Annotated in this window: 23 protein-coding genes and 2 pseudogenes; 17 read left to right on the forward strand and 8 right to left on the reverse strand. The window is 72.1% G+C overall.

From position 1 onward, the window contains the following. Window positions 1-40: 40 nt before the first annotated feature. From QSK22_RS02185 to QSK22_RS02235, 11 genes and pseudogenes are all read left to right on the forward strand, one after another. Window positions 41-508, forward strand: a complete 468-nt coding sequence (locus tag QSK22_RS02185; RefSeq protein WP_285492191.1) for a Zn-ribbon domain-containing OB-fold protein — start codon at window positions 41-43, stop codon at window positions 506-508. Next, complete coding sequence (locus QSK22_RS02190) at window positions 505-1,695, forward strand: lipid-transfer protein (protein ID WP_285492192.1); 1,191 nt, start codon at window positions 505-507, stop codon at window positions 1,693-1,695. The genes QSK22_RS02185 and QSK22_RS02190 overlap by 4 nt, the downstream gene beginning before the upstream one ends. A gap of 108 nt (window positions 1,696-1,803) precedes the next feature. Then, a complete protein-coding gene (locus QSK22_RS02195) occupies window positions 1,804-2,478 on the forward strand; it encodes a TetR/AcrR family transcriptional regulator (RefSeq protein WP_285492193.1) in 675 nt (224 codons plus the stop codon). A gap of 342 nt (window positions 2,479-2,820) precedes the next feature. Beyond that, window positions 2,821-3,501, forward strand: coding sequence for a hypothetical protein (locus tag QSK22_RS02200; RefSeq protein WP_285492194.1), 681 nt, complete (start codon window positions 2,821-2,823; stop codon window positions 3,499-3,501). A 163-nt stretch (window positions 3,502-3,664) separates the two neighbouring features. Then, window positions 3,665-4,435 (forward strand): hypothetical protein, encoded by a 771-nt coding sequence (locus QSK22_RS02205; protein ID WP_285492195.1) that lies wholly within the window; start codon window positions 3,665-3,667, stop codon window positions 4,433-4,435. Window positions 4,436-4,543: 108 nt separating this feature from the next. Further along, window positions 4,544-5,425: a hypothetical protein gene (locus tag QSK22_RS02210; RefSeq protein WP_285492196.1), complete on the forward strand. Its 882-nt coding sequence runs from the start codon at window positions 4,544-4,546 to the stop codon at window positions 5,423-5,425. A 167-nt stretch (window positions 5,426-5,592) separates the two neighbouring features. Beyond that, window positions 5,593-6,240, forward strand: a complete 648-nt coding sequence (locus QSK22_RS02215) for a Uma2 family endonuclease (RefSeq protein ID WP_285492197.1) — start codon at window positions 5,593-5,595, stop codon at window positions 6,238-6,240. 175 nt (window positions 6,241-6,415) lie between these two features. Continuing rightward, window positions 6,416-6,766, forward strand: a pseudogene (locus QSK22_RS02220) (ATP-binding cassette domain-containing protein); the annotation flags it as partial. Window positions 6,767-6,825: 59 nt separating this feature from the next. Then, entirely contained in the window at window positions 6,826-7,110 is a 285-nt protein-coding gene (locus QSK22_RS02225) for a hypothetical protein (RefSeq protein WP_285492198.1), read from the forward strand. Continuing rightward, window positions 7,107-9,266 (forward strand): YhgE/Pip domain-containing protein, encoded by a 2,160-nt coding sequence (locus tag QSK22_RS02230; RefSeq protein ID WP_285492199.1) that lies wholly within the window; start codon window positions 7,107-7,109, stop codon window positions 9,264-9,266. The genes QSK22_RS02225 and QSK22_RS02230 overlap by 4 nt, the downstream gene beginning before the upstream one ends. A gap of 31 nt (window positions 9,267-9,297) precedes the next feature. Then, the gene (locus QSK22_RS02235; protein WP_285492200.1) at window positions 9,298-9,891 is read left to right on the forward strand and encodes a TetR/AcrR family transcriptional regulator; all 594 of its coding nucleotides are present in this window, start codon (window positions 9,298-9,300) and stop codon (window positions 9,889-9,891) included. Here the strand turns inward: QSK22_RS02235 and QSK22_RS02240 are convergent. The 6 genes from QSK22_RS02240 to QSK22_RS02265 form a co-directional block, all read right to left on the reverse strand. After that, window positions 9,888-10,373 carry a MarR family winged helix-turn-helix transcriptional regulator gene (locus QSK22_RS02240; protein ID WP_285492201.1) on the reverse strand — a complete coding sequence of 162 codons (486 nt, stop codon included), beginning with the start codon at window positions 10,371-10,373 and terminating at the stop codon, window positions 9,888-9,890. The two genes, QSK22_RS02235 and QSK22_RS02240, sit on opposite strands and share 4 nt — an antisense overlap. 110 nt (window positions 10,374-10,483) lie before the next feature. After that, on the reverse strand, window positions 10,484-12,079 hold the full coding sequence (locus QSK22_RS02245) for an acyl-CoA synthetase (RefSeq protein ID WP_285492202.1): 1,596 nt from the start codon (window positions 12,077-12,079) through the stop codon (window positions 10,484-10,486). 23 nt (window positions 12,080-12,102) lie between these two features. After that, window positions 12,103-13,260 (reverse strand): thiolase family protein, encoded by a 1,158-nt coding sequence (locus tag QSK22_RS02250; RefSeq protein WP_285492203.1) that lies wholly within the window; start codon window positions 13,258-13,260, stop codon window positions 12,103-12,105. Further along, the gene (locus QSK22_RS02255) at window positions 13,253-14,293 is read right to left on the reverse strand and encodes a thiolase family protein (protein WP_285492204.1); all 1,041 of its coding nucleotides are present in this window, start codon (window positions 14,291-14,293) and stop codon (window positions 13,253-13,255) included. The genes QSK22_RS02250 and QSK22_RS02255 overlap by 8 nt, the downstream gene beginning before the upstream one ends. A 23-nt stretch (window positions 14,294-14,316) precedes the next feature. Further along, entirely contained in the window at window positions 14,317-15,246 is a 930-nt protein-coding gene (locus QSK22_RS02260; protein ID WP_285492389.1) for a Zn-ribbon domain-containing OB-fold protein, read from the reverse strand. Next, complete coding sequence (locus QSK22_RS02265; protein WP_285492205.1) at window positions 15,236-16,801, reverse strand: acyl-CoA synthetase; 1,566 nt, start codon at window positions 16,799-16,801, stop codon at window positions 15,236-15,238. The genes QSK22_RS02260 and QSK22_RS02265 overlap by 11 nt, the downstream gene beginning before the upstream one ends. Before the next feature lie 143 nt (window positions 16,802-16,944). On the opposite strand from QSK22_RS02265, the gene QSK22_RS02270 reads away from it, so the two are divergent. Then, window positions 16,945-17,748 carry a crotonase/enoyl-CoA hydratase family protein gene (locus QSK22_RS02270; protein ID WP_285492206.1) on the forward strand — a complete coding sequence of 268 codons (804 nt, stop codon included), beginning with the start codon at window positions 16,945-16,947 and terminating at the stop codon, window positions 17,746-17,748. Between the two features lie 216 nt (window positions 17,749-17,964). On the opposite strand, the gene QSK22_RS02275 is transcribed toward QSK22_RS02270, so the two are convergent. Then, window positions 17,965-18,693, reverse strand: coding sequence for a GbsR/MarR family transcriptional regulator (locus QSK22_RS02275; RefSeq protein ID WP_285492207.1), 729 nt, complete (start codon window positions 18,691-18,693; stop codon window positions 17,965-17,967). A gap of 257 nt (window positions 18,694-18,950) precedes the next feature. Here QSK22_RS02275 and QSK22_RS02280 point away from each other — a divergent pair, with 257 nt between their 5' ends. The 4 genes and pseudogenes from QSK22_RS02280 to QSK22_RS02295 all read left to right on the forward strand — a co-directional run bounded on the left by QSK22_RS02280 (window position 18,951) and on the right by QSK22_RS02295 (window position 20,711). After that, window positions 18,951-19,613: a DUF4097 family beta strand repeat-containing protein gene (locus QSK22_RS02280; RefSeq protein ID WP_285492208.1), complete on the forward strand. Its 663-nt coding sequence runs from the start codon at window positions 18,951-18,953 to the stop codon at window positions 19,611-19,613. 204 nt (window positions 19,614-19,817) lie between these two features. Beyond that, complete coding sequence (locus tag QSK22_RS02285; RefSeq protein ID WP_285492209.1) at window positions 19,818-20,090, forward strand: GntR family transcriptional regulator; 273 nt, start codon at window positions 19,818-19,820, stop codon at window positions 20,088-20,090. Between the two features lie 142 nt (window positions 20,091-20,232). After that, a pseudogene (locus QSK22_RS02290) lies at window positions 20,233-20,424 on the forward strand (ABC transporter permease); the annotation flags it as partial. A 95-nt stretch (window positions 20,425-20,519) separates the two neighbouring features. After that, window positions 20,520-20,711, forward strand: a complete 192-nt coding sequence (locus QSK22_RS02295; RefSeq protein ID WP_285492396.1) for a hypothetical protein — start codon at window positions 20,520-20,522, stop codon at window positions 20,709-20,711. A 235-nt stretch (window positions 20,712-20,946) separates the two neighbouring features. On the opposite strand, the gene lipP1 is transcribed toward QSK22_RS02295, so the two are convergent. Beyond that, complete coding sequence (gene lipP1, locus QSK22_RS02300) at window positions 20,947-21,885, reverse strand: LipP1 family hormone-sensitive lipase (RefSeq protein ID WP_285492210.1); 939 nt, start codon at window positions 21,883-21,885, stop codon at window positions 20,947-20,949. 95 nt (window positions 21,886-21,980) lie between these two features. Here lipP1 and QSK22_RS02305 point away from each other — a divergent pair, with 95 nt between their 5' ends. Continuing rightward, window positions 21,981-22,640, forward strand: a complete 660-nt coding sequence (locus tag QSK22_RS02305; protein ID WP_285492211.1) for a TetR/AcrR family transcriptional regulator — start codon at window positions 21,981-21,983, stop codon at window positions 22,638-22,640. The last annotated feature ends 547 nt before the right edge of the window (window positions 22,641-23,187 follow it).

The following is a 23,187-nucleotide window of genomic DNA, read 5'->3' on the forward strand; positions in this document are numbered from 1 at the left end:
CCCTTGATTTGAACGGGCGCTTGCTTGTTAAGCTTCGGCGGTGAGCACCAAACAGCGGCGTCCGGCCGTCGCAGGCTGGTTCACCACCGGGGACGCTCCGGACGGACCGGGCGTCCGGCTGCTCGGTACCCGGTGCACCGCCTGCGGCACCCCCTACTTCCCCCGCAACGACCTCGCCTGCCGCAACCCCGGCTGCGGCGGCCCCAAGGACGGCTCCGAACTGGAGGAGCACGCGCTGTCCCCGCGCGGGCGGATCTGGTCCTACACCGACGCCCGCTACACACCCCCGCCTCCGTACGTCGCGGCCGACCCGTTCCGCCCGTTCGCCATCGCGGCCGTGGAACTGGAGGCCGAGCGGATGATCGTGCTCGGCCAGGTCGTCCCGGACGTCACCACGGCCGATCTGGCGGTGGGCATGGAGGTCGAGCTGACCGAGGGCGTCCTGTACGAGGACGACGAGGCGCAGTACACCGTCTGGATGTGGCGGCCGAGCGGGAGGCGGGCATGAGCACCGACGTCGCCGTCCTCGGGGCGGGCATGCACCCCTGGGGCAAGTGGGGCCGCGACTTCGTCGAGTACGGCCTGGTCGCGGCGCGCGCGGCGCTCGCCGACGCCGGGCTGACCTGGCCGGAGATCCAGTACGTGGCCGGGGCCGACACCATCCGCAACGGCTACCCCGGCTTCGTCGCGGGCGCCACCTTCGCCCAGGCGCTCGGCTGGTCGGGCGCGCGGGTGTCCAGCTCGTACGCGGCGTGCGCGTCCGGCGCCCAAGCGATCAACGCCGCCCGCGCGCAGATCCTCGCCGGCCTGTGCGACGTGGCGCTCGTGGTCGGGGCCGACGCCGCTCCCAAGGGCTTCTTCCGGCCGGTCGGCGGCGACCGCCCCGGCGACCCCGACTGGCTGCGCTTCCGGCTGCTCGGCGCGTCCAACCCGGTGTACTTCGCCCTGTACGCCCGGCGCCGGATGGCCGTGCACGGCGCCACGCCCGACGACTTCGCCGCCGTCAAGGTCAAGAACGCCCGGCACGGGCTCGCCAACCCCTACGCGCGCTACCGCAAGGAGGTGACCGCCGAGGAGGTCGCCGCCTCCCCCGTGGTCGCCGACCCGCTGCGGCTGCTGGACATCTGCGCCACCAGCGACGGCGGCGCCGCCCTCGTGCTGTCCTCGATGGACTTCGCGCGCTCGCGGGGCGTCGCGTCCCCGGTGCGGATCGCCGGCCTGGCGACGGTCACGCCGACCTTCCCCAAGACGGTGCCGGACCTGCCCGACTTCGCCACCGACTCGGCCCTGGCCGCCCCGCCGCCGGACCGGCCCTTCCGCGCGTCCATCGCCCACGCCGCCTACGTGGAGGCGGGCGTCGGCCCCGAGGACCTGTCGCTGGCCGAGGTGTACGACCTGTCCACGGCGCTGGAGCTGGACTGGTACGAGGACATCGGCCTGTGCGAGCCCGGCGGCGCCGAGCACCTGCTGCGCTCGGGCGCCACCGCGCTGGGCGGCCGGGTGCCGGTCAACCCGTCCGGCGGGCTGGCGTGCTTCGGCGAGGCCGTCCCGGCGCAGGCGATCGCGCAGGTGTGCGAGCTGACCTGGCAGCTGCGGGGCCGCGCCGACGGCCGCCAGGTGGAGGGCGCCCGCGTGGGCCTGGCCGTCAACCAGGGCCTGTTCGGACACGGCTCGGCCGTCATCGCCGTCCGCTAGAGCCCCCGCTGAACCCCGCCGGGCCCACCGCGGCCCGGTGCGCGGCTGCCCGCCGCCCCGCCCGGCATGAGAAGATCGCCGGACAGGGCCGGTGCGGGGCGGAGAGACATGACCGAGGCTAAGGGCGGCGCCGGGCGGGCGCGGGACCCGGCCAGGCTGCCCTCCGGACGGCACCACCTGTCCCGCGACTACGTCGCCCAGCACCAGACGGCCCGCATCGTCGCGGCCGTCATCGAGGTCACCGGAACGGCCGGCTACGCCCAGCTCACCGTCAATGCCATCATCGCCCGCGCCGGAGTCTCCCGGGCCACGTTCTACGTGCATTTCAAGAACAAGGAGGACGCCTTCCTCCGCGCCTACGACGCGACCGTCGAACGGCTGATGGAACACGTCACCAGCGCCTACCGGGGCCAGACCGACGCCCATGGCAGGCTGCGCGCGGGCCTGGCCGCCTTCCTGGAGTTCCTGGCGGCCGAACCGCTGGCCGCACGCACCTGCATCGTGGAGTGCCTGGCCGCCGGCCCGGCCGCCGCCGCTCGCCGGGACGCCGCCAAGCAGGCGTTCGCCCAGGTCGTGGTCGACAACATGCGGGAGCTGCTCCCCCACTACCCCGAGCCGGAGCTGCTGGCCGAGACGATCGTCGGCGGCATCTACGAGGTCGCCTACACCCGCATCCGCCGCGGCGAGACCGCCGAACTCCCCCGCCTGCTCACCGGTCTGCTGGCCGCCTTCGCCGTCCCCGACCCCGACCGCTGGGGCCCCGGCGCGGCTCCCGCCCAGTGACCCGCGCCCGGACAGGGGGCTGGCCGCTTGCGGACAGGTCACGCACACGGCGGGAACAGGCATGCCCGAAAAGGGCGTGACGGAGGCCACATCGCGACCTGCGGCGCCGCACGGTACGTGACGCACCGCACAGCGGACCGTCACCGATAACGCCCGGACACGAATCCGGATTAGCGCCCGAACAAATGGAGCCGCCAACTTACCCGCCAGTAGCGGACGCTTGATAAACACCGGCATTCATGATTCTGTCCCAATGCCCCCGATCACCGGGACGGCCGCGGGCCCAGACCGTTCCGGGCGATCGTTCTCGTCCCCCATTCCGTCAGCCGAAGTGAGGCAGGAATGAAAAAGTTCGGCAGACTCGCTCTCCCCACCCTGGGCGCCTCGGCGCTCGTGATCGCGTCCGCCACCGCCGCACTCGCCTCCGCGAAGATCACCACCACCGACGGCACCCCCTACAGCGGTGAGGTGCGCGCCACCAACGTCGGCAACGTCACCCTCAGCGGAGTCAGCGCGCTCGGCACGATCGTCACCACCTGCACCAGCAGCACCCTCGACGCCTACGTCAACTCCGACGGCACCGGCGGCAGGCTCGACAACGTCGCGCTGTCCGGCTGCACCAACAACCGGAGCGGCACCACCACGATCACCGCCCTCGACCTGCCCTACAGCGGCGGGCAGGTCGACTACGCGCCCGTGTCGGGCGGCCGGGACGCGACGCTGACCATCTTCGCGCCGAACCCCACCGTCCACATCCAGGCCGTGCTGGACCTGCCCACCCTGGGCATCTCGCTGACCTGCCACTACGGCCTGTCCACGTCCACTCCCCTGGTGCTGGACCTGTTCAACGCGACCAAGGACAGCCCGGGCCGGGGCAAGCTCGCCGGTCAGTCGCTGCAGCGGCGGACCAGCCCGGCGCCCGACCCCCGCTGCCCGGCCTCGGTGTCCGCCAACGGCGACTTCCAGATCGTGGCGTACCCGAGCAACGCGAACCTGCAGGTCGGCCCAGGGGGCGGATCCTGACCGATCCGTCGGCCATCCCCGGGACGGACGCGGCCCCCGTGACCGCGTCCCGCAACCGATGTGACGGCCGCACCGCGGACGTCCCGTGACGGACGGGCCGCCTCCCCGCGAGGCGGCCCGTCCCCTCCCTTCCCTCCCCCACCCCGAGTCCCGTGGAGCACGCATGAGATCATCCCTGCGGCGCCTGCTGGCGACGGCGTCCGGCCTGCTGCTCGGCGCCGGGCTGGCGGGCGGCGTCCTCGCCCCGCCCGCCGCGGCCGAGGACATCCCCGACTTCAGCTTCGCCGCCTGCCCCGACCTGCCCGAGGGCGCCGACCCGAACTTCTGGCTGTGCAACGTGGCGATCACCACCGGCGGCACGTTCCAACTCGGCAGCCTGAACCAGAAGATCACCGAGCCGATCACGCTGACCTACGCCAACGGCTTCGACCCCGTCACCCTGGAGGAGAAGGTCGTCTTCGGCGGGTTCAAGGCCGACCGGATGCTGGTGCAGCCGGGCATCTTCGGCGACCCGTTCCTCACCGCCATCTACGCCCAGCCGCGCTACGCCGGGTCGGTCGGGCTCAAGGACGGCAACGTGCAGCTCAACCTGAAGGTCGGCGTGATCAACCCGCTGCTCGGCAGCAGCTGCTCGATCGGCACCGACGCCAACCCGATCAAGCTCAACCTGACCGTCGGCACCACCAACCCGCCGGCGCCCAACAAGCCGATCTCCGGTTCCCCGCCGGAGGTCGTCCAGGACGACCCGCTCGTGCTGAAGACGACCGTGGTGGACAACGCCTTCGCCGTGCCCGCGGCGAGCCGGTGCGGCGCGGGCGGATCGCTGAACTGGGCGGTCAACCTGTACGCGGGGCTGCCCGCGGCGGCGGGGCACAACGCGGCGATCTTCAACCAGTACGTCAGCTCCAAGCCGTACACCGAGCTGCGGAGCTGACACCAGAGTTTCCCCGCTGAACGCACAGGAACCGGCGCGGGACGCCCGCGCCTGCGGCCCGCGCGTCCCGGCCAGGGGCGTGCGGGCCACGACACCTTTGGAGCACAGATGACAAGACCGTTCCACCGGTGGCGGGCCGCGGCGGCGGCCGCCGCGATCACCGCGTCGGCGCTGGTGGCGACGGCGCCGGCCGCGAGCGCCGAGGCCACGCCGATCCCGCCGGAGGTGAACCTGGACGACTGCCCCTCGCTCAGCGAGCTGCCCGAGGGCGCCGACCCGAACTTCTGGCTGTGCACGGTCGTGGTGATCACCGGCGGTCGGCTCCAGTTCGGCAATATCGACCAGAAGATCGACAAGCCGCTTTCGCTCACCTACGCCAACGGCTTCGACCCGGTCACCCTGGAGCAGAAGTTCGTGTTCCGGCCGCTGAAGGGGGAGCCGCTGAAGGTGTCGGGCGGGGTGCTCGGCATCCCCGGCTCCGACGTGCTGCCGTTCCTTGAGCTGCACGCCAAGACGGAGCTGGCCGGCGACCCGCAGGTCAGCCCGGAGGACGACCCCAACACCATCTACCGGATGCGGTTGAAGATCAAGAACATCAACCCGCTGCTCGGCGACTCCTGCTACATCGGCTCCGACAAGGACCCGATCACGCTGAACCTCACCTTCGGCACCACCAACCCGCCGGCGCCCAACAAGCCGATCACCGGCCGGGGCATCGAGCCGCACCCCGACGACCCGACCGTGTTCACCTCCACGGTGGTCGACAACGCCTTCAGCGTGCCGAAGTCGACGGGCTGCGGCCCGTGGGGGCTGCTGAACGGCATCGCCGACTTCCGCGCCGGGCTGCCCGCCAAGGCGGGCACGGCCACCGCCGTCTTCGAGACGATGGCCAAGTTCCGCGGCTACAGCGAAACCTCGGCCTACACGAGTATGGCCAAGGTGCGCGCTGCCCAGTCCAAGATCGAGGCCAAGGCCGAGCAGGCCCGCTGACGCGCTCCTCCTCCCCGCGGTGCTCCCGCCGTCCCCTCCCCGGCGGGGGCACCGCCGCGACGGTCGAAGCGCCGCAACCGGCGGCGGGCCCGTCGGTCGGTAAAGCGGCCCCGGCTCCTTTCGCTGGCATACGATGGGCGGACAGGCATCGACCAGGGGAGACGGCGTTGTCGGAATCGTCGCCATTTTTCGACTGGGCTTCACCGAAGACCTACGCCTTTCCCGTCGACATGGACGCCTACCTCTCCATGCCCGAGGAGATCGCGAGGCATGTGGAGATCCGGGATGGGATGATCATCCACTGCGAGGCGGCGTCTCCCAACCACAACGCGATCGCCCGCAATGTCGAAAGGGCACTGCTCGACGGGGAGGCCAAGCGGCGCCACAAGGAGCCGTGTCTGCGCGTCAACCGCGACGTCGACATGCTGGTCTCAGAGGTGCCGCTGCACTACAAGCGGCCGGACGTCATCGTCTACCGCTGTGTCAAAGAGCCGCGGGGTCGCTGGAAGAGAAAGCCGATGGTCGGCGATACGCTGCTGGTCGTCGAGGTGGTTTCTCCCACGACGGTGACCGCGGACCTGATCGAGAAGCGCGCCGACTACGCGCGGTTCGGCATACCGCACTACTGGATCGTCCGGATGGCCGAAGACGACGGTCCGGCGGTCAGCATCGAGACGCTGAAGCTCGCATCGGACGGGACGTACTCGTCGCACATCACCCACCGCGAGAGCGACAGCTTCGACCTGGCGATCGACGCACTGGCCCCCTTCGCGGTCACCGCGACGTGGGAGCAACTCGACGAAGGCGTCGACTGACCGGCCGCCTCACGTCGGCCGACCGGTTCCGCAGCAGAACGCCCGTCCGGCTCGCCGGGCGGGCGTTGTCGTGTGCCTGTGGCCGAGTTCACCGGCTGATCGGGACGGGGCGGGCGCCGTCCGGCGTTAAATTGCACTGACTGGTCAGTTCAAAAACGCTCGGAGGGAAGCCGTCATGACATCGGAGCCGACGGGCGGGCGCCCGGCCGGGGGGCTCGCCGTCGAGGCCAGGGGCCTGTCGGTGCGCGGGCCGCGCGGCTGGGTGTTCCACGGCGTGGACCTGGAGGTCCCGGCGGGCGGGCTGGCCGCCGTCGCGGGGGCCGCCGGCTCCGGTCGCACGTCCCTGCTGCTCACCCTCGGCGGGCGGATGAAACCCGCGTCGGGCGCCGTCCTGCTCGGCGGGCGGCGGCGCGGCCCGGGCGAGATGCGGCGGCGGACGGCGCTGGGCGTGGTGCCGGGCGTCAACGAGCTCGATCCCGCGCTGACCGTCCGCGAGCACGTGAGCGAGGCGCTCGACCTGCGGGAGGGGCTGCTGGGCCGGTGGCGCGGCCGGGAGGCGCGCATCCGGCGGGCGCTGGAGCGGGTGTGGACCTGGACGTCGCGCCGCGCACGCTCGCGGCCGACCTGGCGCCCGAGCAGGCGGTGCTGCTGGGCGCCGCGCTCGCGCTGGTCGGCGGGCCGGGCCTGCTACTGCTGGACGACGTCGACGAGGGCCTGCCGTTCGAGCGGCAGCGCCGGCTGTGGCGGCGGCTGCACGCGCTCGCCGGTTCGGGCGTCACGATCGTCGCGGCCTGCCATGACGCCGCGCCCGCCGAGGGATCGGCCCAGGTCGTGCGGCTCTCGGAGTTCCGCAAGGAGGCGCTGCTATGAGGATGCCCGCCGTGTCGTCGGCCGGGCTGGAGCTGCGGCGGTTCCAGCGCAACCGGCTCACCCGCATCGCTCTGGCGGCGCTGGTGCTGCTGCCGCTGCTGTACGCCGGTTTGTACCTGTGGTCGTTCTGGGATCCGTATGCCCGGTTGAGCCATGTGCCGGTCGCGCTGGTCGTCGAGGACAGGCCGGCCAAGGCCGGGGACCGGACCGTCCACGCGGGCGCCGACCTGGCCGCCGAGCTCAAGCGGCGCCGGGTGTTCGACTGGCGCACCGTGGACGCGCGGGAGGCGCGCGAGGGCGTCCGGTCGGGCCGCTACTACATGGCGCTGACGATTCCGTCCGACTTCAGCGCGCGGATCGCCGCGCCGTCCGGCGACGGCACGCCCACCCCCGCGGCGCTGCGGCTGCAGCTCAACGACGCCAACAACTACGTCATCGGCACGCTGGCCGAGTCGGCGTTCAAGGAGATCAGTGCGGCGGCGGGCGGGGACGCCACCCGCGGCTACCTCGACCAGATCTTCGTGTCGTTCGGGAAGCTGCACGGCGAGCTGGGCAAGGCCGCCGACGGGGCGGGCCGGCTCGCCGACGGCGCGGGCCAGGCCGAACAGGGTGCGGACAAGCTCGCCGCGGGCGCACGCGAAGCCGAAAAGGGCGCCGGGAAGCTGGGCAACGGCATCGGCGAGGCACAGTCGGGCAGCCGCCGGCTCACCTCGGGCCTGGACGAACTGCACGACGGCACCCGTCGGCTCGCGGAAGGGAACCGGCAGCTCAACGCGGGCGTGCAGCAGCTCGTCACGCGGGTCGACCAGGCCGCCGACGCGGCCGTCCCGGTGCTGCGCGAGAACGCCCCGCAGATCCGGCGCGGCGCGCTGGCGGTGGCCGACGCCGCCGACGCCCTCGCCGACGCCGCCGACGCGCTCCCCGCGCGGACCGGGCAGGCCGTGCGGCGCGCCGAGCAGGCGCAGGCCGACCTGGAGCGGACGCTCCGCGAGCACCCCGAGATCCCCGCGGGCATCCGGCGGGAGCTGCGGCAGGCCGCCGCCGAGGTGGTGGCCGTGGCCCGGCAGGTCGATTCCTACGTCCGCACGCACACCGGCGACCTGCGCAAGGTCGCCGCGCAGGCCAGGTCCGTGGAGCGCGCGGCGCGCAAGATCGCCGCGGACGCGCCGGCGCTGGCCGACCGCATCGACAGGGCGCGGCGTGACGTGGACCGGCTCGGCCAGGGCGCGGCGCAGGCAGCGGCCGGTGCGGCGCAGGTCAACGACGGCACGGGCGAACTGCTGTCGGGCGCGTCCCGGCTGACCGGCGGTCTGGGCGCGCTGTCGGGCGGCGCGGGGGAGCTGCAGTCGGGGCTGGGACGGCTGTCGGGCGGCGCGGTCGATCTGGGGACGGCTCTGGCGCAGATTTCCGACGGCAACCGCGAGCTGGCCGACGGCCTGCACGAGGGCGCGGGCCGGGTCCCCGCGTACGGGGAGGACGAGCGGCGGGCCCGCGCCGACATGATGAGCAGCCCGGTCCGCCTGGCCGGCACCAACGACAACAAGGTCGCCAACTACGGCACCGGTTTCGCGCCGTTCTTCGTGCCGCTGGCGCTGTGGGTGGGCGGCATGGTCGTCTACATGCTGCTGCGTCCGCTGAACCCGCGGGCGCTGGCGGGCACGGCGCCGGGCTGGCGGGTGGCGCTCGCCGGGTGGCTGCCCGCCGTGGCGATCGGGATCGGGCAGGTCGGCGTCGTGCTGGCGGTGCTGCACTTCGGCTTGGGCCTGCACGCGCGGCACTGGGCCGGCCTGGTGGCGTTCCTGTCGCTGGCCTCGGCGGCGTTCCTGGCCGTGATCCAGTGGGTGAACGCGCAGTTCGGCCCGGCGGGGCGCATCGCGGCGCTGGCGCTGCTGATGCTGCAGCTCACCTCGGCCGCGGGCACCTACCCGATCGAGACGAGCCCGGGGTTCTTCCAGGCGGTCCAGCCGTACCTGCCGATGCCGTGGGCGGTGCGCGCCGTCCGGCACCTGATCGCGGGCGGCGATGCGGCCGCGGTGTGGCAGGGTGGTGCCGTGCTGGCGGCGTTCCTGGTCGCAGGGCTGGCGCTGACCGCCCTGGCCGCCCGGCACAACCGGGTGTGGACGGTCAAGCGGCTGCACCCCGCGCTGAAACTGTGACGCGGCGACGGACGGGCGGGAGCGAGGAACGATGAGCCGGACGGCGACCCGGGAGCGGCTGTTCACCGCGGCGGTCGAGCTGATCGCCGAGCACGGTTTCACCGCGACCACCGTCGACCAGATCGCCGAGCGCGCCGGTGTCGCCAAGGGCACCGTGTACTACAACTTCGGCAGCAAGGCGGCGCTGTTCACGGCGCTGCTGGACTACGGCGTGCAACGGCTGGGCGCCCGCCTGCGCGAGGCCGCCGCGGACCGGGCGCCGCTGGACGCGCTGGACGCGGTGGTCGGCGCGGAGCTGGCGTTCATCGGCGAGCACGAGCCGTTCGCCCGCCTGCTGATCGCCGAGGCGTGGCGGTCGGGCGGCGGCGCCTGGCACCAGGCCGCGCTGCTGATCCGCGAGCGCGCCATCGGCGTCGTCGCGGACGTGCTGCGCGCGGCGGTGGCCGCCGGCGACCTGCGCGCCGACCTGGACGTCGAGACGGCCGCGGCCGCCGTGTTCGGCATGGTGCTGACGGTCGCGCTGCACTGGCGGACCCTGGAGCCGGGCCGGCCGCTGGAGGACGTGCACGCCACCCTCGTGGACCTGCTGCGCGGACGCATCGCCGGCGGGGCCCCGGCGGGCTAGTTGCGGGGTCGGTCCTCCAGGTTGCGGATCTCCTCGACGACGTCCGGCATGGCGGCGTTCATGCCGCGCACCCAGTCGAGCAGGAACCGCAGCTGCTCGTCGGAGCAGTGCGCGACGCGTTCGCTGAAGCGGCGGCCGATGGGCTCGAAGTAGCGGGACAGGCGCGCCACGTTCTCCGGCACCGGCTCGACGATGACGCGGCGGCGGTCGTCGGGGTCGCGGGTGCGCTTGACACAGCCCGCCTTCTCCAGCCGGTCGATGACGGCGGTGATGGCGCCGCCGGTGGTGATGCCCATGAGCTGGGCGAGCCGTCCGGGGGTCTGCGGGCCGTCCAGGACGAGCGCGTTGATGGCCTGCGCGTCGGTGACGTTCAGGCCCGCCTTGGACGCGGTGGCGTGGTGCAGCAGCACCGTCCACATCGTGCTGCGCTGGGTGGCCTCCTGCAGCTCGCGCTCCAACCGGTAGCGCTCCGGGGTCGACACGCCGTCACCTCATCCACCGAAAACTCGGATAGCGAGAGACTCTTAGTGAGAGCCACTCCTGTGACGCCATCCTAGCCGCTCGGCGGATCCCCGTTGCCCGCCCGACCGGATCAAGGGGACCGGTCGGCCGCCTCGGCGACCTGCCGGGCCCAACGGTAGTCGGCCTTGCCGGCGGGCGACCGCTTGATCTCCGCGACGAACGCGTACGTCCGCGGCACCTTGTACCCCGACAGGTTCGCCCGGCAGTGCGCGTCCAGCTCCCCGGGCGTCGGCCGCTGCCCGCCGTACGGCTGGACGACGGCGGCGACCCGGCTCCCCCAGCGCTCGTCCGGCACGCCGGCGACGACCGCGTCGAACACCTTCGGATGCCCCTTGAGGACGGCCTCGACCTCCTCCGGGAACACCTTCTCCCCGCCGGTGTTGATGGCCTGCGAGCCGCGTCCGAACACCGCGATGCTGCCGTCCGCCTCGACGGTGGCGATGTCACCGGTGAGCAGCCACCGCCTGCCGTCCACGACCGGGAACGTGCGGGCGGTCTTCTCCGGGTCGTTGTAGTAGCCGCGCGCGATGTGCCCGGTGCGCGCGACCTGCCCGATGACACCGGACCCCGGTTTGACGGGTTCCAGCCGGTCGTCCAGCACGGCCAGGTCGTCCACGTCCGCCGTGAAACGCAGCCCCTTCTCCGGCGTGGAGCCCGCGACGGCCTCGGCGGTGGACCCCGACTCGGTGGACCCGAACCGGTCCATGATGACCACGTTCGGCAGCAGCTCGCCGAGCCGCTCGCGCACCGCCCCGGTCAGGATCGCGCCGGTCGACACGAACGCCAGCAGCGAGGAGGTGTCGTACGACCCGCGGGCCAGCGCGTCGGCCATCGGCCGGGCCATCGCGTCGCCGGTGACGGTCAGCGAGTTCACCTTCTGCCGCTCGATCGTCCGCCACACCGCGTCCGGGTCGAACCGCCGCAGGTAGACGATGGTGGCCCCCATGAACCAGCCGATGAACGTGGCCATCTGCGCGGCGCCGTGCATCAGCGGCGCCACCGGCATCATCACCAGCGGGCCGCTCGACCGGGCCTGCTCCACCACGTCCTCGGGGCGTTCCGGACGCGGCTGCGTCGGGTTGTAGAAGGCCAGCAGCATGTCCTTCATGCCCCACATCACGCCCTTGGGCATGCCGGTCGTGCCGCCGGTGTAGATGATGTAGGTGTCGTCCTGCGAACGCGGCGGAAACCCGCGCGTCTGCGGCCGGCCGCGCAGCGCCTCGTCGTAGGCCACCGCCCCGGCGATCTCGGGCGGGCCGCCGACGGCGATCAGGTGCCGCAGCGCCGGCACCCGCGGCACGGTCGCCGCCACCCGCTCCTCGAACTCCACGTCGTACAGCAGCGCCACCATGTCGGAGTCGCGGTAGAGGTAGAGCAGCTCGTTCTCCACGTACCGGTAGTTGACGTTGATCGGCACGGCGCGGATCTTCAGCGCGGCCAGGATCGCGGCCGCGTACTCCAGGCAGTTGTAGAGCTGGACGCCCACGTGCTGCCCGGCCCGCACCCCCGCCGCCTCCAGGTGGTGGGCGAGCCGGTTGGCGTGCGCGTCCAGCTCGGCGTAGGTGAGGCGGGGACCGTCCCCATCGGGGCCGGCGCACACCAGCGCGACGCGCTCCCCGATCGCGTCGGCGACTCCCTCGAACAGATCGGCGTGGTTGAACTCCATCGGGGCGCCTCCCGCGGGGCGGTTCAGGGCTGGTCGGAACCGACGATCCACATCGAGAAGAACTGGGCGCCGCCGCCGTAGGCGTGGCCGAGGGCGCGGCGCGCGCCGTCCACCTGGTGCTCCCCGGCCATGCCGCGCACCTGCAGCGCGGCCTCGGCGAACCGGATCATCCCGGACGCGCCGATCGGGTTGGACGACAGCACGCCGCCCGAGGCGTTCCAGGGAATGTCGCCGTCCAGCGCGGTGGCGCCCGCCTCGGTGAGCTTCCAGCCCTCCCCCTCGCCGCAGAAGCCCAGGTTCTCCAGCCACATCGGCTCATACCAGGAGAACGGCACGTACACCTCGGCCACGTCGATCTCGCGGCGCGGGTCGGTGATCCCGGCCTGCCGGTAGACGTCGGCGGCGCAGTCCCGGCCGGCCCGCGGGTTCACCGTGTCGCGTCCGGCGAAGAAGATCGGCTCGGAGCGCATGGCGGTGCCGTGCACCCAGGCGGGCGGGTTCGGCGCCGCCTTCGCCGCGTCCGCGCTCGCCAGCACCATCGCGCAGGCGCCGTCGGACGACGGGCAGGTCTCCAGGTAGCGGATCGGCTCCCACAGCATCGGCGTGGACTCGACCATTTCCCGCGAGATGCCGGGGATCTTCAGGTGCGCGTACGGGTTCTTCAGCGCGTTGCGCCGGTCCTTGACGGCGACGAGCGTGCCGATGTGGTCGGGCGCGCCCGACCTGCGCATGTACGCGCGGATGTGCGGGGCGAAGTAGCCGCCCGCGCCCACCACCAGCGACGCGGAGAACGGCGTGCTGACCGTCAGCGCCCACGTGGCGTTGGACTCCGACTGCTTCTCCCACGCCACCGTCAGCACCCGCTCGTGCACCCCGGCCTGGATGAGGCCCGCCGCGACGATCGCGGTGCTGCCGCCCACCGACCCGGCGGTGTGCACCCGCATGATGGGCTTGCCGCGGGCGCCGAGCGCGTCCGCCAGGTACGCCTCGGGCATCACCATGCCCTCGAACAGGTCGGGCGCCTTGCCGATGACGACCGCGTCGATGTCCTTCCACGTCAGGCCCGCGTCGTCGAGCGCGCGCCGCGCCGCCTCCCGGACCAGCCCGGCCACCGACACGTCGAGGCGCCTGGTCTTGTATGCGGTCTGCCCCACCCCGATGACGGCGCACGGATCACCCATTGGTCTCTCCCGACAGGACGCACACGAGGTTCTGCTGCAGGCACGGGCCGGACGCGGCGTGGGCGAGCGCACGCGTGGCCGACCCGTCGTGGATGCGGGCGGCGGCCTCGCCGATGCGGATGAGGCCGGTCGCCATCACCGGGTTCGCCGACAGCGCCCCGCCGGACGGGTTCACCGCCACCGAGTCGTCCAGGCCGAGGGCCTCGCGCAGGATCAGTTCTTCGTGGCTGAACTGGGCGTGCAGCTCGGCGACCTGGACGTCTTCGGCGCCCGCCTTGCGCGCGGCGGTCCGCGCCGACTCCGACCGCGTCAGGTCCCGCGCGCCCGGCGAGTGCGCCTCGGCGCGGTGGTCGATGCCGGTGATCCATGCGGGGCGTTCGCACAGCTCGCGTGCCCTGTCGCCGGCGGCCAGCACGATCGCCGCCGCGCCGTCGGTGACGGGCGCGATGTCGTAGGGCCGCAGCGGCGCCACCTCGTAGCCTTCGTCGCCGGGGTCGGGCAGGTGCAGCGCGTACGGGTTGTCGCGGCCCGCCGCCCGCGACCTGGCGGCGACGGCGCGCAGGTCGTCCTCCTTGGCACCCGCCCGCTCCAGGTACGCGCGGGCCTGCACCGCCGCCAGCGACACCTGGTCGACGCCCAGCGGCGCCAGGTAGTACGGGTCGAGCTGGTGGGTGAAGATCTCCGGCAGGACGCCCTGGCTGCCCTTGCCGAACCCGTACACCAGCGCGGTGTCGACGTCGCCGTGCCGCAGCCGCACCCACGCCTCGTACAGCGCCCACGCCGCGTCCATCTCCACGTGGCTCTCGGAGATCGGCGGCCAGGCGCCCACCGCGTCCAGCGCCGACACGAACGAGAACGGCGCCCCCACCAGGTAGTCGCACGACCCCGAGCAGGTGAAGCCGAACCTGTCCAGGCCCGTGCGCTGCTTGATCTCGCCGATGACGGGCGCGAGCATCTCCACCTCGGTCAGCCCGCCGTCCTGCGCGGAGTGCCGCGTCTGCGCGAACGCGACGACCGCGATCTCGGTGTTCATGGCCTCGCCTCCGGGCCGCGGGTTCACACGTAGTCCTTGATGCGTTCGTACGGGACGTCGGGCTCGTCGAGGGGCTCGAACCACTTGATGTTGTCCATGGACGCAACCCATTCCTCGCGCGGCCGCCACACGGCCTTGACGCGCATGCCGATGCGGACCCGGTCGGCGGGGATCCCGGCGACGAGCGCCAGCATCGTCAGGTCGGCGCCGTCCAGCAGGACGTAAGCCGACACGAACGGCACCTCGGGGGCGCGCGGGTCGGGCAGGTTGTTGACGGCGAACGTGGTGACGGTGCCGGTGTCGGCGACCTGCACCTCCTCGGTGGTCGGCACGCCGTCGCGCGGGCACAGGCCCTTCATCGGCACGATGACCTGCCCGCACTCCGGGCACCGGTGGCCGAGGATGCGGCCTTCGGCGATGCCCTGCAGGAACCGGTCGAGGGCGCGGCCGGGGCGCAGCCGGTACTCCAGCCGCGTCGGCGCGTTGATCAGCGTGACCTCGGGGCGGAAGCATTCGATGTCTCCGATCGATCCGGTGCGCTCCTGCCGCCACTTGGGCCGCACGCGCATGCCGGTCTTCAAAAAGCGCGGCGGGTCGGCGCCCTCCTCGAACACGCCCACGTCCAGCGCGTGCAGCAGGGCGGTGTCGGCGCCGTCGGGTTGGATCAGCGCCCACGCGAACGGGCGGTCGAGCGGGTGCGCGGGGCGCGGCCTGGGCACCCACGACCAGCTCCGCACCGTCCCGGCGGGGCCGACCTCGACGAACTCGCCGGTCACGGCCTCGCCGTCGTCCGGGTCGTACTCGGCGGGCGGGACGAGCACCCGGCCGCCCGCGGTGCGCACCCCCACCAGCCGGCCGTCGCGCAGCTCGGTCAGGAACCGTCCGATGACCGGCCCCACCGACCGCGTGTAACCGCCGGGGAACTCCACAACATGTGCGGCCTCAGATGACACTCTCACGGCCCTCCCAGTACGGGGCGCGCAGCTTGCGCTTGAGCAGCTTGCCGTTGGGTTCGCGCGGCATCGCGTCGATGAAGTCGATCGATCTGGGCCATTTCATCCGCGCCAGCCGTCCCTCCAGGGACCGCAGGATCTCCTCGGCCAGGGCGGGCCCGGGCTCGACGCCGGGGGCGGGCTCGACCACCGCCTTGATCTGCTCGCCCCACTCCTCGTCGGGGATGCCGAACACGGCGACGTCGGCGACCTTGGGATGCAGGATGATCTCGTTCTCTATCTCGGCGGGGTAGATGTTGGCACCGCCCGAGATGATCATGTCGGCCTTGCGGTCGGACAGGAACAGGAACCCGTCGTCGGTGAGGTATCCGACGTCGCCCACGGTGAAGTAGCCGCGCAGCCGGTTGCGTTCGGTCTTCTCCCGGTCGCCCTTGTACTCGAAGTCGACCCCGGCCATCTTCATGTAGATCGTGCCGGGGGTGCCGCGGGGAACCTCGACGCCGTCGTCGTCCACGATCAGCAGCTCGCTGATCGGCCACGCCTTGCCGACCGTGCCGGGGTGCTTGCGCCAGTCCTCCGGGCTCGCGATCGTCCCGCCGCCCTCGGTGGCGGCGTAGTACTCCCAGATGCAGTCGCCCCACCAGTCGAGCATCTTCTGCTTGAGCGGCACCGGGCACGGCGCCGCCGCGTGGATCGCCCACTTCATCGACGACACGTCGTACCGGCGGCGCACGTCCTCCGGCAGTGAGAGCAGCCGTTTGAAGTGCGTCGGCACCATGTGCGTGCTGGTGATCGAGTACCTGTCGATGAGGCGCAGGCACTCCTCGGCGTCCCACCGGTCCATGTAGACGAGGGTGTGCCCCATGTGCAGGGCGCAGCCGCCGAACTGGGTGACCGCCGTGTGGTAGTTGGGCGAGGTCACCAGGTGCGCCTGCGGCGTGCCCCCGGCGGGACGCCCCGGTGTCATGCCGAACAGCGTGAGCAGGAACGTCTGGAGCTCGTAGCTGTCATCGGGGTCCATACCGGCCAGTGCGCGCCGCACGCCCTTGGGCCGCCCGGTCGTCCCGGACGTGTAGTGCATGGTGGCGCCGTTGCTGCGGTCGGCGGGCAGGGTGCCCGGCTGCCCGTCCACCAGTTCCCCAACGGGGCGGAAACCGGGGACGTCACCGAACGCGAACCTGCGCTCCGGGTCGAGCCCGGCCTCGTCGGCGGCCCGCGCGCCCTCTCCCGCGTACCGCTCGTGGACGAAGAACGCCTTGGCCTCGCTGTCGGCGACGATGTAGCCGATCTCCGGGCCGGTCAGATGCCAGTTGACCGGCGTGTAGTACCAGCCCGCCTGCAGCGCCGCCAGGTACAGCACCAGGCCGTCCACCCCGTTGGGCACCAGCCCGCACACGCCGTCGCCGGTGCCCAGCCCCAGCCCGCGCAGCCCGTGGACGAGCCGGTTCGCCAGTGCCAGCAGCTCGCCGGCGGTGTACTCGGTGCCGTCCGGATCGACGGCCGCCACCCACCCGGGATCGGCCTGCGCCAGCCGCCAGAAGCCCAACGATCCCATCGGTTCTCCCTCGGTGATCGCCTCGGTCCACCCCGGACGCGGACGCCCGGCGAAAAAAGTAGATCACGTTCTCATTTGTCCGATCAAGCCCTGTCGGCGCGCCGATCTTGTTACTAGAATCCGTTCTCGTTTAGGAGGGAACCATGCTGCCCATCTCCACCGAGCACTGCACGGTCGAGCAGGACGGCCACGTCGTGACCGTCACCATGAACCGGCCCGCGGCCCGCAACGCGCTCAGCTCGGCCATGCTGGTCGGCCTCGCCGAAGCCTGGGCCTACATCTCCGAGACTCCCGAGGTCCGCGTCGGCATCCTCACCGGCGCCGAGGGCCACTTCTGCTCCGGCGCCGACCTGAAGGCGATGGGCGCCCCGCCGTCCGACCCGCGCGTCGCCGAGCGCATGCGGCAGATCCCCGACTTCCACTGGAAGGGCCTGCTGCGCGACGGCCGACCCACCAAACCGCTGATCGCCGCCGTCGAGGGCTACGCCGTCGCGGGCGGCACCGAACTGCTCATCGGCACCGACCTGCGGGTCGTCGCCGAGGACGCCACGCTCGGCCTGTACGAGGCGCGGCGCGGCCTGTTCCCGATGGGCGGCGCGGCGATCCGCCTGCCCCGCCAGATCGGCTACGCCCACGCCATGGACATCCTGCTGACGGGCCGTTCCGTCACCCCGCAGGAGGCGCTCGCCATGGGGCTGATCAACAAGGTGGTCCCGTCCGGGAGCGCCCTGACCGCCGCCCGCGAGCTGGCCGACCAGATCGCCGCCTGCGGCCCGCTCGCCGTCCAGGCCATCCTCCGCGTGTACCGCGAGACCGAGCACCTGCCCGAGTCCGCGGCCCTCAAAATCTCCGACGAGATCGGCTGGCCCGTCATCGGCTCCGAGGACGCCAAGGAGGGCACCCGCGCCTTCCGCGAGAAGCGCCCCCCGGTCTACAAGGGCCACTGACCCCGCCGCGCCCCCGCACCCGTTTTCCCGGTGCACCCGCCTGCTGCACGCGGGCGCCGCCGGTTTTCGCCCGCCTCATGAACGACCCGCAGGCATGGCTGCCCCGCCATGTCGCCGAACACTGCTGGGACGTGCTCCGCGCTCCCGACGGCAACAGCTGCGGCGCCCCCGCCCTTCACCTACCACGGCGCCTGAACCGCCGCATCGGGGGTCGGTTCAGTCTGCGGCCGCCGGGACCGTTGCGGTGTGGAGCACCTCCCGGGCCTGCTCCGCGGCGCGGGCGGTGCTCTCGCCGACGAAATCGAGGAAGCGGGCGGCGCCCTCCAGGCGGGCCGCGGCCGGGGTGCCGCGGCCGAGGATGCCGACGCCCTGCCGTGCGGTCTCGGCGACCTGGGCGAGAGACCGGGCACTGGCGATCATCGACTGGTACCAGACGTCGTCGTCGACGACATAGCGCTCGCGACGGCCTTCGCCGCGCTCCCGGCGGACCAGGCCCTGCTCCTCCAGGAAGGCGATCGCCTTGGACACCGACGCCGGGCTGACCTGCAGGCGCCGGACGAGTTCGGCGGCGGTGAGGCTGCCGGAGTCGGTGGTGTAGAGGCAGGCCAGCACCCGGGCCGTCATCCTCGGCGTGCCCGTGGCCATGAAGACGCTGGTCAGCACCTCCTCGAACGCGCGCACCGCCTCGGCGTCGCGTCCGTGCGGCAGCGGCTCCGGCCGCGCGCCCCGGGAGGCGGCGGACCCGCGCCGACGCGTGCGGCGCCGGGTGGCGTGGTGGGCCAGGTCGGCGCGGTAGGCGGTGGGGCCGCCGTTGCGCATCACCTCACGCGTGACCGTGGAGGTCGGACGGCCGAGGCGGCGGGCGATCTCGGCGTAGGCCAGCCCGTCGGCCAGCCCCACCGCGATCTGCCGCCGCTCCTGCTGGGTGAGCCTGCCTCCCGGCATGACGCCCCTTTCATGCCCCACGGGTCGTCCATGGCGCCGCTCGGTGTTCCCTGACGCCCGCACCATAGCGTTCACCGTCACTGCATTGCAACGAAAGAGCACCCATGCGTTGCATTGAATTGCAGACCGTTGCAACGATTACAGCGTCTTTGCCTGCATAGACACGCCACAGACGCGAAGCTGTTGTTGTACATATTTGGAAAGCAACGTAGCGTTTTCAGTGTTCGAAACGAAACCGCAGGCACGAGGAGAGCCCGATGCACACGTTCGACACCCCCGCCCCCATCTCCGCCGTCCTGGACGTCCCCGCCGGGCGCGTCCAGGTCATCGCCGCGGACCGGGCCGACACCGCGGTGGAGATCCGGCCCGCGAACGCCTCCAAAAGCCGCGACGTGAAGGCGGCGGAGCAGACCGGGGTCGCATACGCCGACGGGGTGCTGCGGATTGAGACGCCGCAGAAGAACCAGTACCTCGGCCCCTCCGGGGCCATCGAGGTGACGATCCAGTTGCCCGCCGGCTCCCGGGTCGAGGGCAGGGCGGCCGGTGCCGAGTTCCGGACCGTCGGCCGCCTCGGCGACGTCGCCTTCGACGGCGCCTACCGCCAGATCAAGCTGGACGAGGCCGCAAGCGTCCGCCTCACCGCGACCGACGGGGACGTCGAGGTCGGCAGGCTGGGCGGCCCCACGGAGATCAGCACCCAGCGGGGCGACATCCGCATCGCCGAGGCCGTGCGCGGCAAGGTCGTGCTCCGCACCCGGTCCGGCGACATCTCGGTCGGCGCCGCCCCCGGCGTCTCGGCCTCACTGAACGCCGGTACCGGACACGGCCGCGTCAGCAACGCCCTCAACAACGACGGCACCGCCGTCCTCGACATCCACGCCACCACCTCCCACGGCGACATCGCCGCCCGCAGCCTCTGACGGAGCGCCACCATCACCAACCCGCCCATCGAGGCGAACGAGCTGCGCAAGTCCTACCGCGACAAAGTCGTGCTGGACGGCGTCGACCTGGCCGCCCCTGAAGGGACGGTCAGGTTCGCTCTAGGCCCCGCACGGCGGTTGCGTCGCCGTGCGGGGCCACCTTGTTTTCGCTTGACTCCGTTCTCGCCGTGTAATGGTGTTCGTGTGGACCTGACCGCGATCAACCTTGAGCAACCCCGCCCGGCGTACCGGATCATCGCGAACGCGATCATCGCGGAGATCAAAGCCGAGCGGCTCAAACCTGGTCAGCGCATCCCATCCGCGCGGAGCATCGCGGAAGGTGTCGGCGTGTCCCTCCGCACCGCCGACGCGACACTACGCGTGCTCCGCGAAGGCGGATGGACTGTCAGCGTGCATGGTCTCGGGACGTTCGTTGCCGAGGATTTGAGCAGCGCTGAACAAGACGACCTCAAATAGGAAACGGGGACACCCCCTGAGAACTGAGTGCCGCCCGTTGCGGTCATGCACGCACCGGCGGACGGTACACGGCCGCGACGCCAACGTGGTCTACGTCGTCCCCGGCATCCTGCTCATGGCGGCCGCGACCGGAAGCGCCGTCATGGTCGCCACCGACATGACCGGAGGCGTCATCGCCCGCTTCCGCACCATGCGGATCTCCCGCGCGTCGGTCCTCACCGGCCATGTCGTCGCCGGCGCCGTCCAGCAGCTCCTTTGCGCGGCGGTCCTCGTCGGCATCGCCCTGGCCATCGGGTTCCGCCCCGACGCCACGCCCGTCGAATGGCCGGCCGCCACCGGCCTGTTCGCCCTCTTCGCGATGGCCGTCACCTGGCTCGCGGTCGCCCTCGGCCTGAAGTCCCCGCCCCCGAGGCCGCCGGCAACGCCCCAATGCGCCTGGTCTTCCCGCCCTTCCTCGGCAACGGCTTCGTTCCCACCGACTCCATGCCCGCCGCCCTGCGCTGGTTCGCCAAGTACCAGCCGGAGACCGTCCGCGGCCTCCTCCTCGGCGCCCCGGTCGGCAACAGCGCCGCCATCGCCTGGTGCGCCGGGATGGCCGGCGTCTCGATCCCTCCAGGGTGATGATGCGGCCTGATCTGCGGCGACCCCGTCAAGGGCGTGCTGGGGTTGCGATACCTCCAGGGTGATGATGCGGCTTCGAGGGCGAAGCCGCAGGTGGGCGCGGCTTGCGCATGGCCCCTACCTGCGGGCCGGGCACACTTTCAACGCGTCCTGACCAAGTCCCGCCCGATCAGGGCCGTCAGCCCCTCCGCCCCGACGGCCCTGAGGTATGTCAAGGGTGGCGGGCGGCCCGGCATCACGCGAAGGCCGCGCCGATGGCGTCGCCGATCTCGTTCAGCACGTCACGCGCGACCTGGACGTCGCGGGTGAAGGACAGGAACGCGTGGGGCACACCCGCGACCGGTCGGTGCGTCACCGGCACCCCGGCCGCGCGGAGAGCGTCCGCGTACCGGATGCCCTGGTCACGCAGCAGGTCGTACTCGGCAGTGACGATGAACGCGGCCGGAAGCCCGGTCAGGTCCCGCTCGCGCAGCGGGGAGACGCGGGGATCGGCGCCCTCGTCGGGGGTGTTCAGGTAGGCGCCCCAGAACCATTCGAGCCAAGGGCGCGTCAGCAGGGGGCCTGCGGCGTGGTCATACATCGATGGGCTGTCATCGAAACGGTCGGTTGCGGGGTAGGCGAGGGCCTGGAAGGTGACGGCCGGTCCGCCGCGCCGCTTCGCTTCCTGCGCGGTGACAGCGGCGAGGTTGCCTCCTGCGCTCTCCCCGAACAGGGCGATGCGCTGCGGATCGGCACCGAAGGAGCTCGCGTTCCGCGCTACCCACTGCAGCGCCGCGTAGGCGTCTTCGACAGCGCCCGGGAACCGGTGCTCCGGTGCCAGGCGGTAGTCGACGGAGACGACGATGGTCTTCGACCGCGTCGCGACGACCCTGGCGTAGTGGTCCTGGCTATCGAGGTCGCCGAACACCCAGCCGCCGCCGTGGAAGAACACCGTCACCGGCGCAAGCGAACCCACCGGAACCGTCTCGGGCGTGTAGATGCGGACCGGGACGTCGTGGTCGCCGTTGCGGAAGGCCGTGTCGCGAACCTCCCGGACCGGGACGACGTCACCGGCGAACGAGGCGAACGCGCGGCCGGCGGCGCGGTTCTCCGCCACGGTGAGGGTGTTGGGTGCGGGCGCGGGGGTCGCGGCCAGGTCGTCGAGCACGGCCTGGATCTGGGGGTCGAGGGCCATGGGCTTCACCTTTCGAGCGATCTTGGAATGAACACTCCAACCGTACGAGCGACGAGATTGGAAAGTCAATTCCAATGCTTGGTAGGCTGGCTCACATGCAGACGCGCGGTGTCGAGACCCAGAGCAAGGCGGCGAGCACCGAGGGCGGCCGCCGCACGCGAGACCGCATCCTGCGCGCCGCCGCCGAGCTGATGTTCAAGCAGGGCGTCGCCGGCACGAGCATCCCCGATGTGCAACGCCACGCCCAGGTGAGCGCCTCGCAGATCTACCACTACTTCGGCGACAAGAAGGGCCTCACGGCGGCGGTGATCGAGTACCAGAGCACCGTGAAGCTCGAACAGCAGCGGCCCCTGCTCGACAACCTCGACAGCATCGACGCACTGCGTGAATGGTGCGAACGCGCCGCCGTCCGCCTGGACGCGGTGCGCTGCGCCGGAGGGTGCGAGATCGGCTCGCTCGCGAGCGAACTGTCGGACAGCGACCCCTCAGCCCGCCTCGGCCTGGCCAAGGCGTTCGCCGAGTGGCAGGCGGCGATCGAATCCGGGCTCACCCGCATGCGCGAGCGCGGTGACCTGCCGCCCGACGAGGACGTCGCGGCGCTCGCGGTCGCACTGCTGGCCGCGATCCAAGGCGGCATGCTCCTGTCGCAGGTGAACCAAGACGCCACCCCGTACCGCCGCGCGGTCAACGTGGTCATCGACCACATCGCCGACCGCGTCGCCGCCGCCCGAGCCGTACGCCCCACCGACCACTGAACACAGCCCAGTCCCCCGCTCTGGCGCGCCGAGCGCCCACCACCAGCACCCGCCGTCGCAGCACCAGGGCGTGTCCGGTGGATCATGATGGGCCTGCGACAGTGCGCTTTTTCCAAGGGGTTTCCGGCCTGCTGCTGGCAGGCGAGCTCGGTGTGGCGGCTGTCCGCACTGCCGGTCGGTACAGCTTTCGGCACATTGCGACGTCGGTGGAGCGCCGCATCGGACATGGGCGGGCGGCCGCCTTCCCGGCGCACGGCAGGGCCGCCCGCCTGTACTCAAGAACTGATTGCCAAGATCCGCAGGAAATGGCCTGACGTTCCGCTGCGGTTGCTCTCGAATGCGGGTTGAACAGCAGCCGGAGCGTCCGCCAGCTGCTGCGGACCCGTGGCACCCCCGCCATCATCTGCAACCTGCGCTGGGTGACAAAACGCATCTTCCACCGCATACCGCCGTTTGCACTGAGTAGCCAGATGAATGCGTATAGTGTCCCGTGCATGCCATCGCAGCTACACGACATACCGGCCGAGCTGTTCCGATGGTCCCCCCG

This window comes from Actinomadura sp. NBRC 104425 (assembly GCF_030269545.1).
GTDB classification, from domain to species: Bacteria; Actinomycetota; Actinomycetes; order Streptosporangiales; family Streptosporangiaceae; genus Spirillospora; species Spirillospora keratinilytica.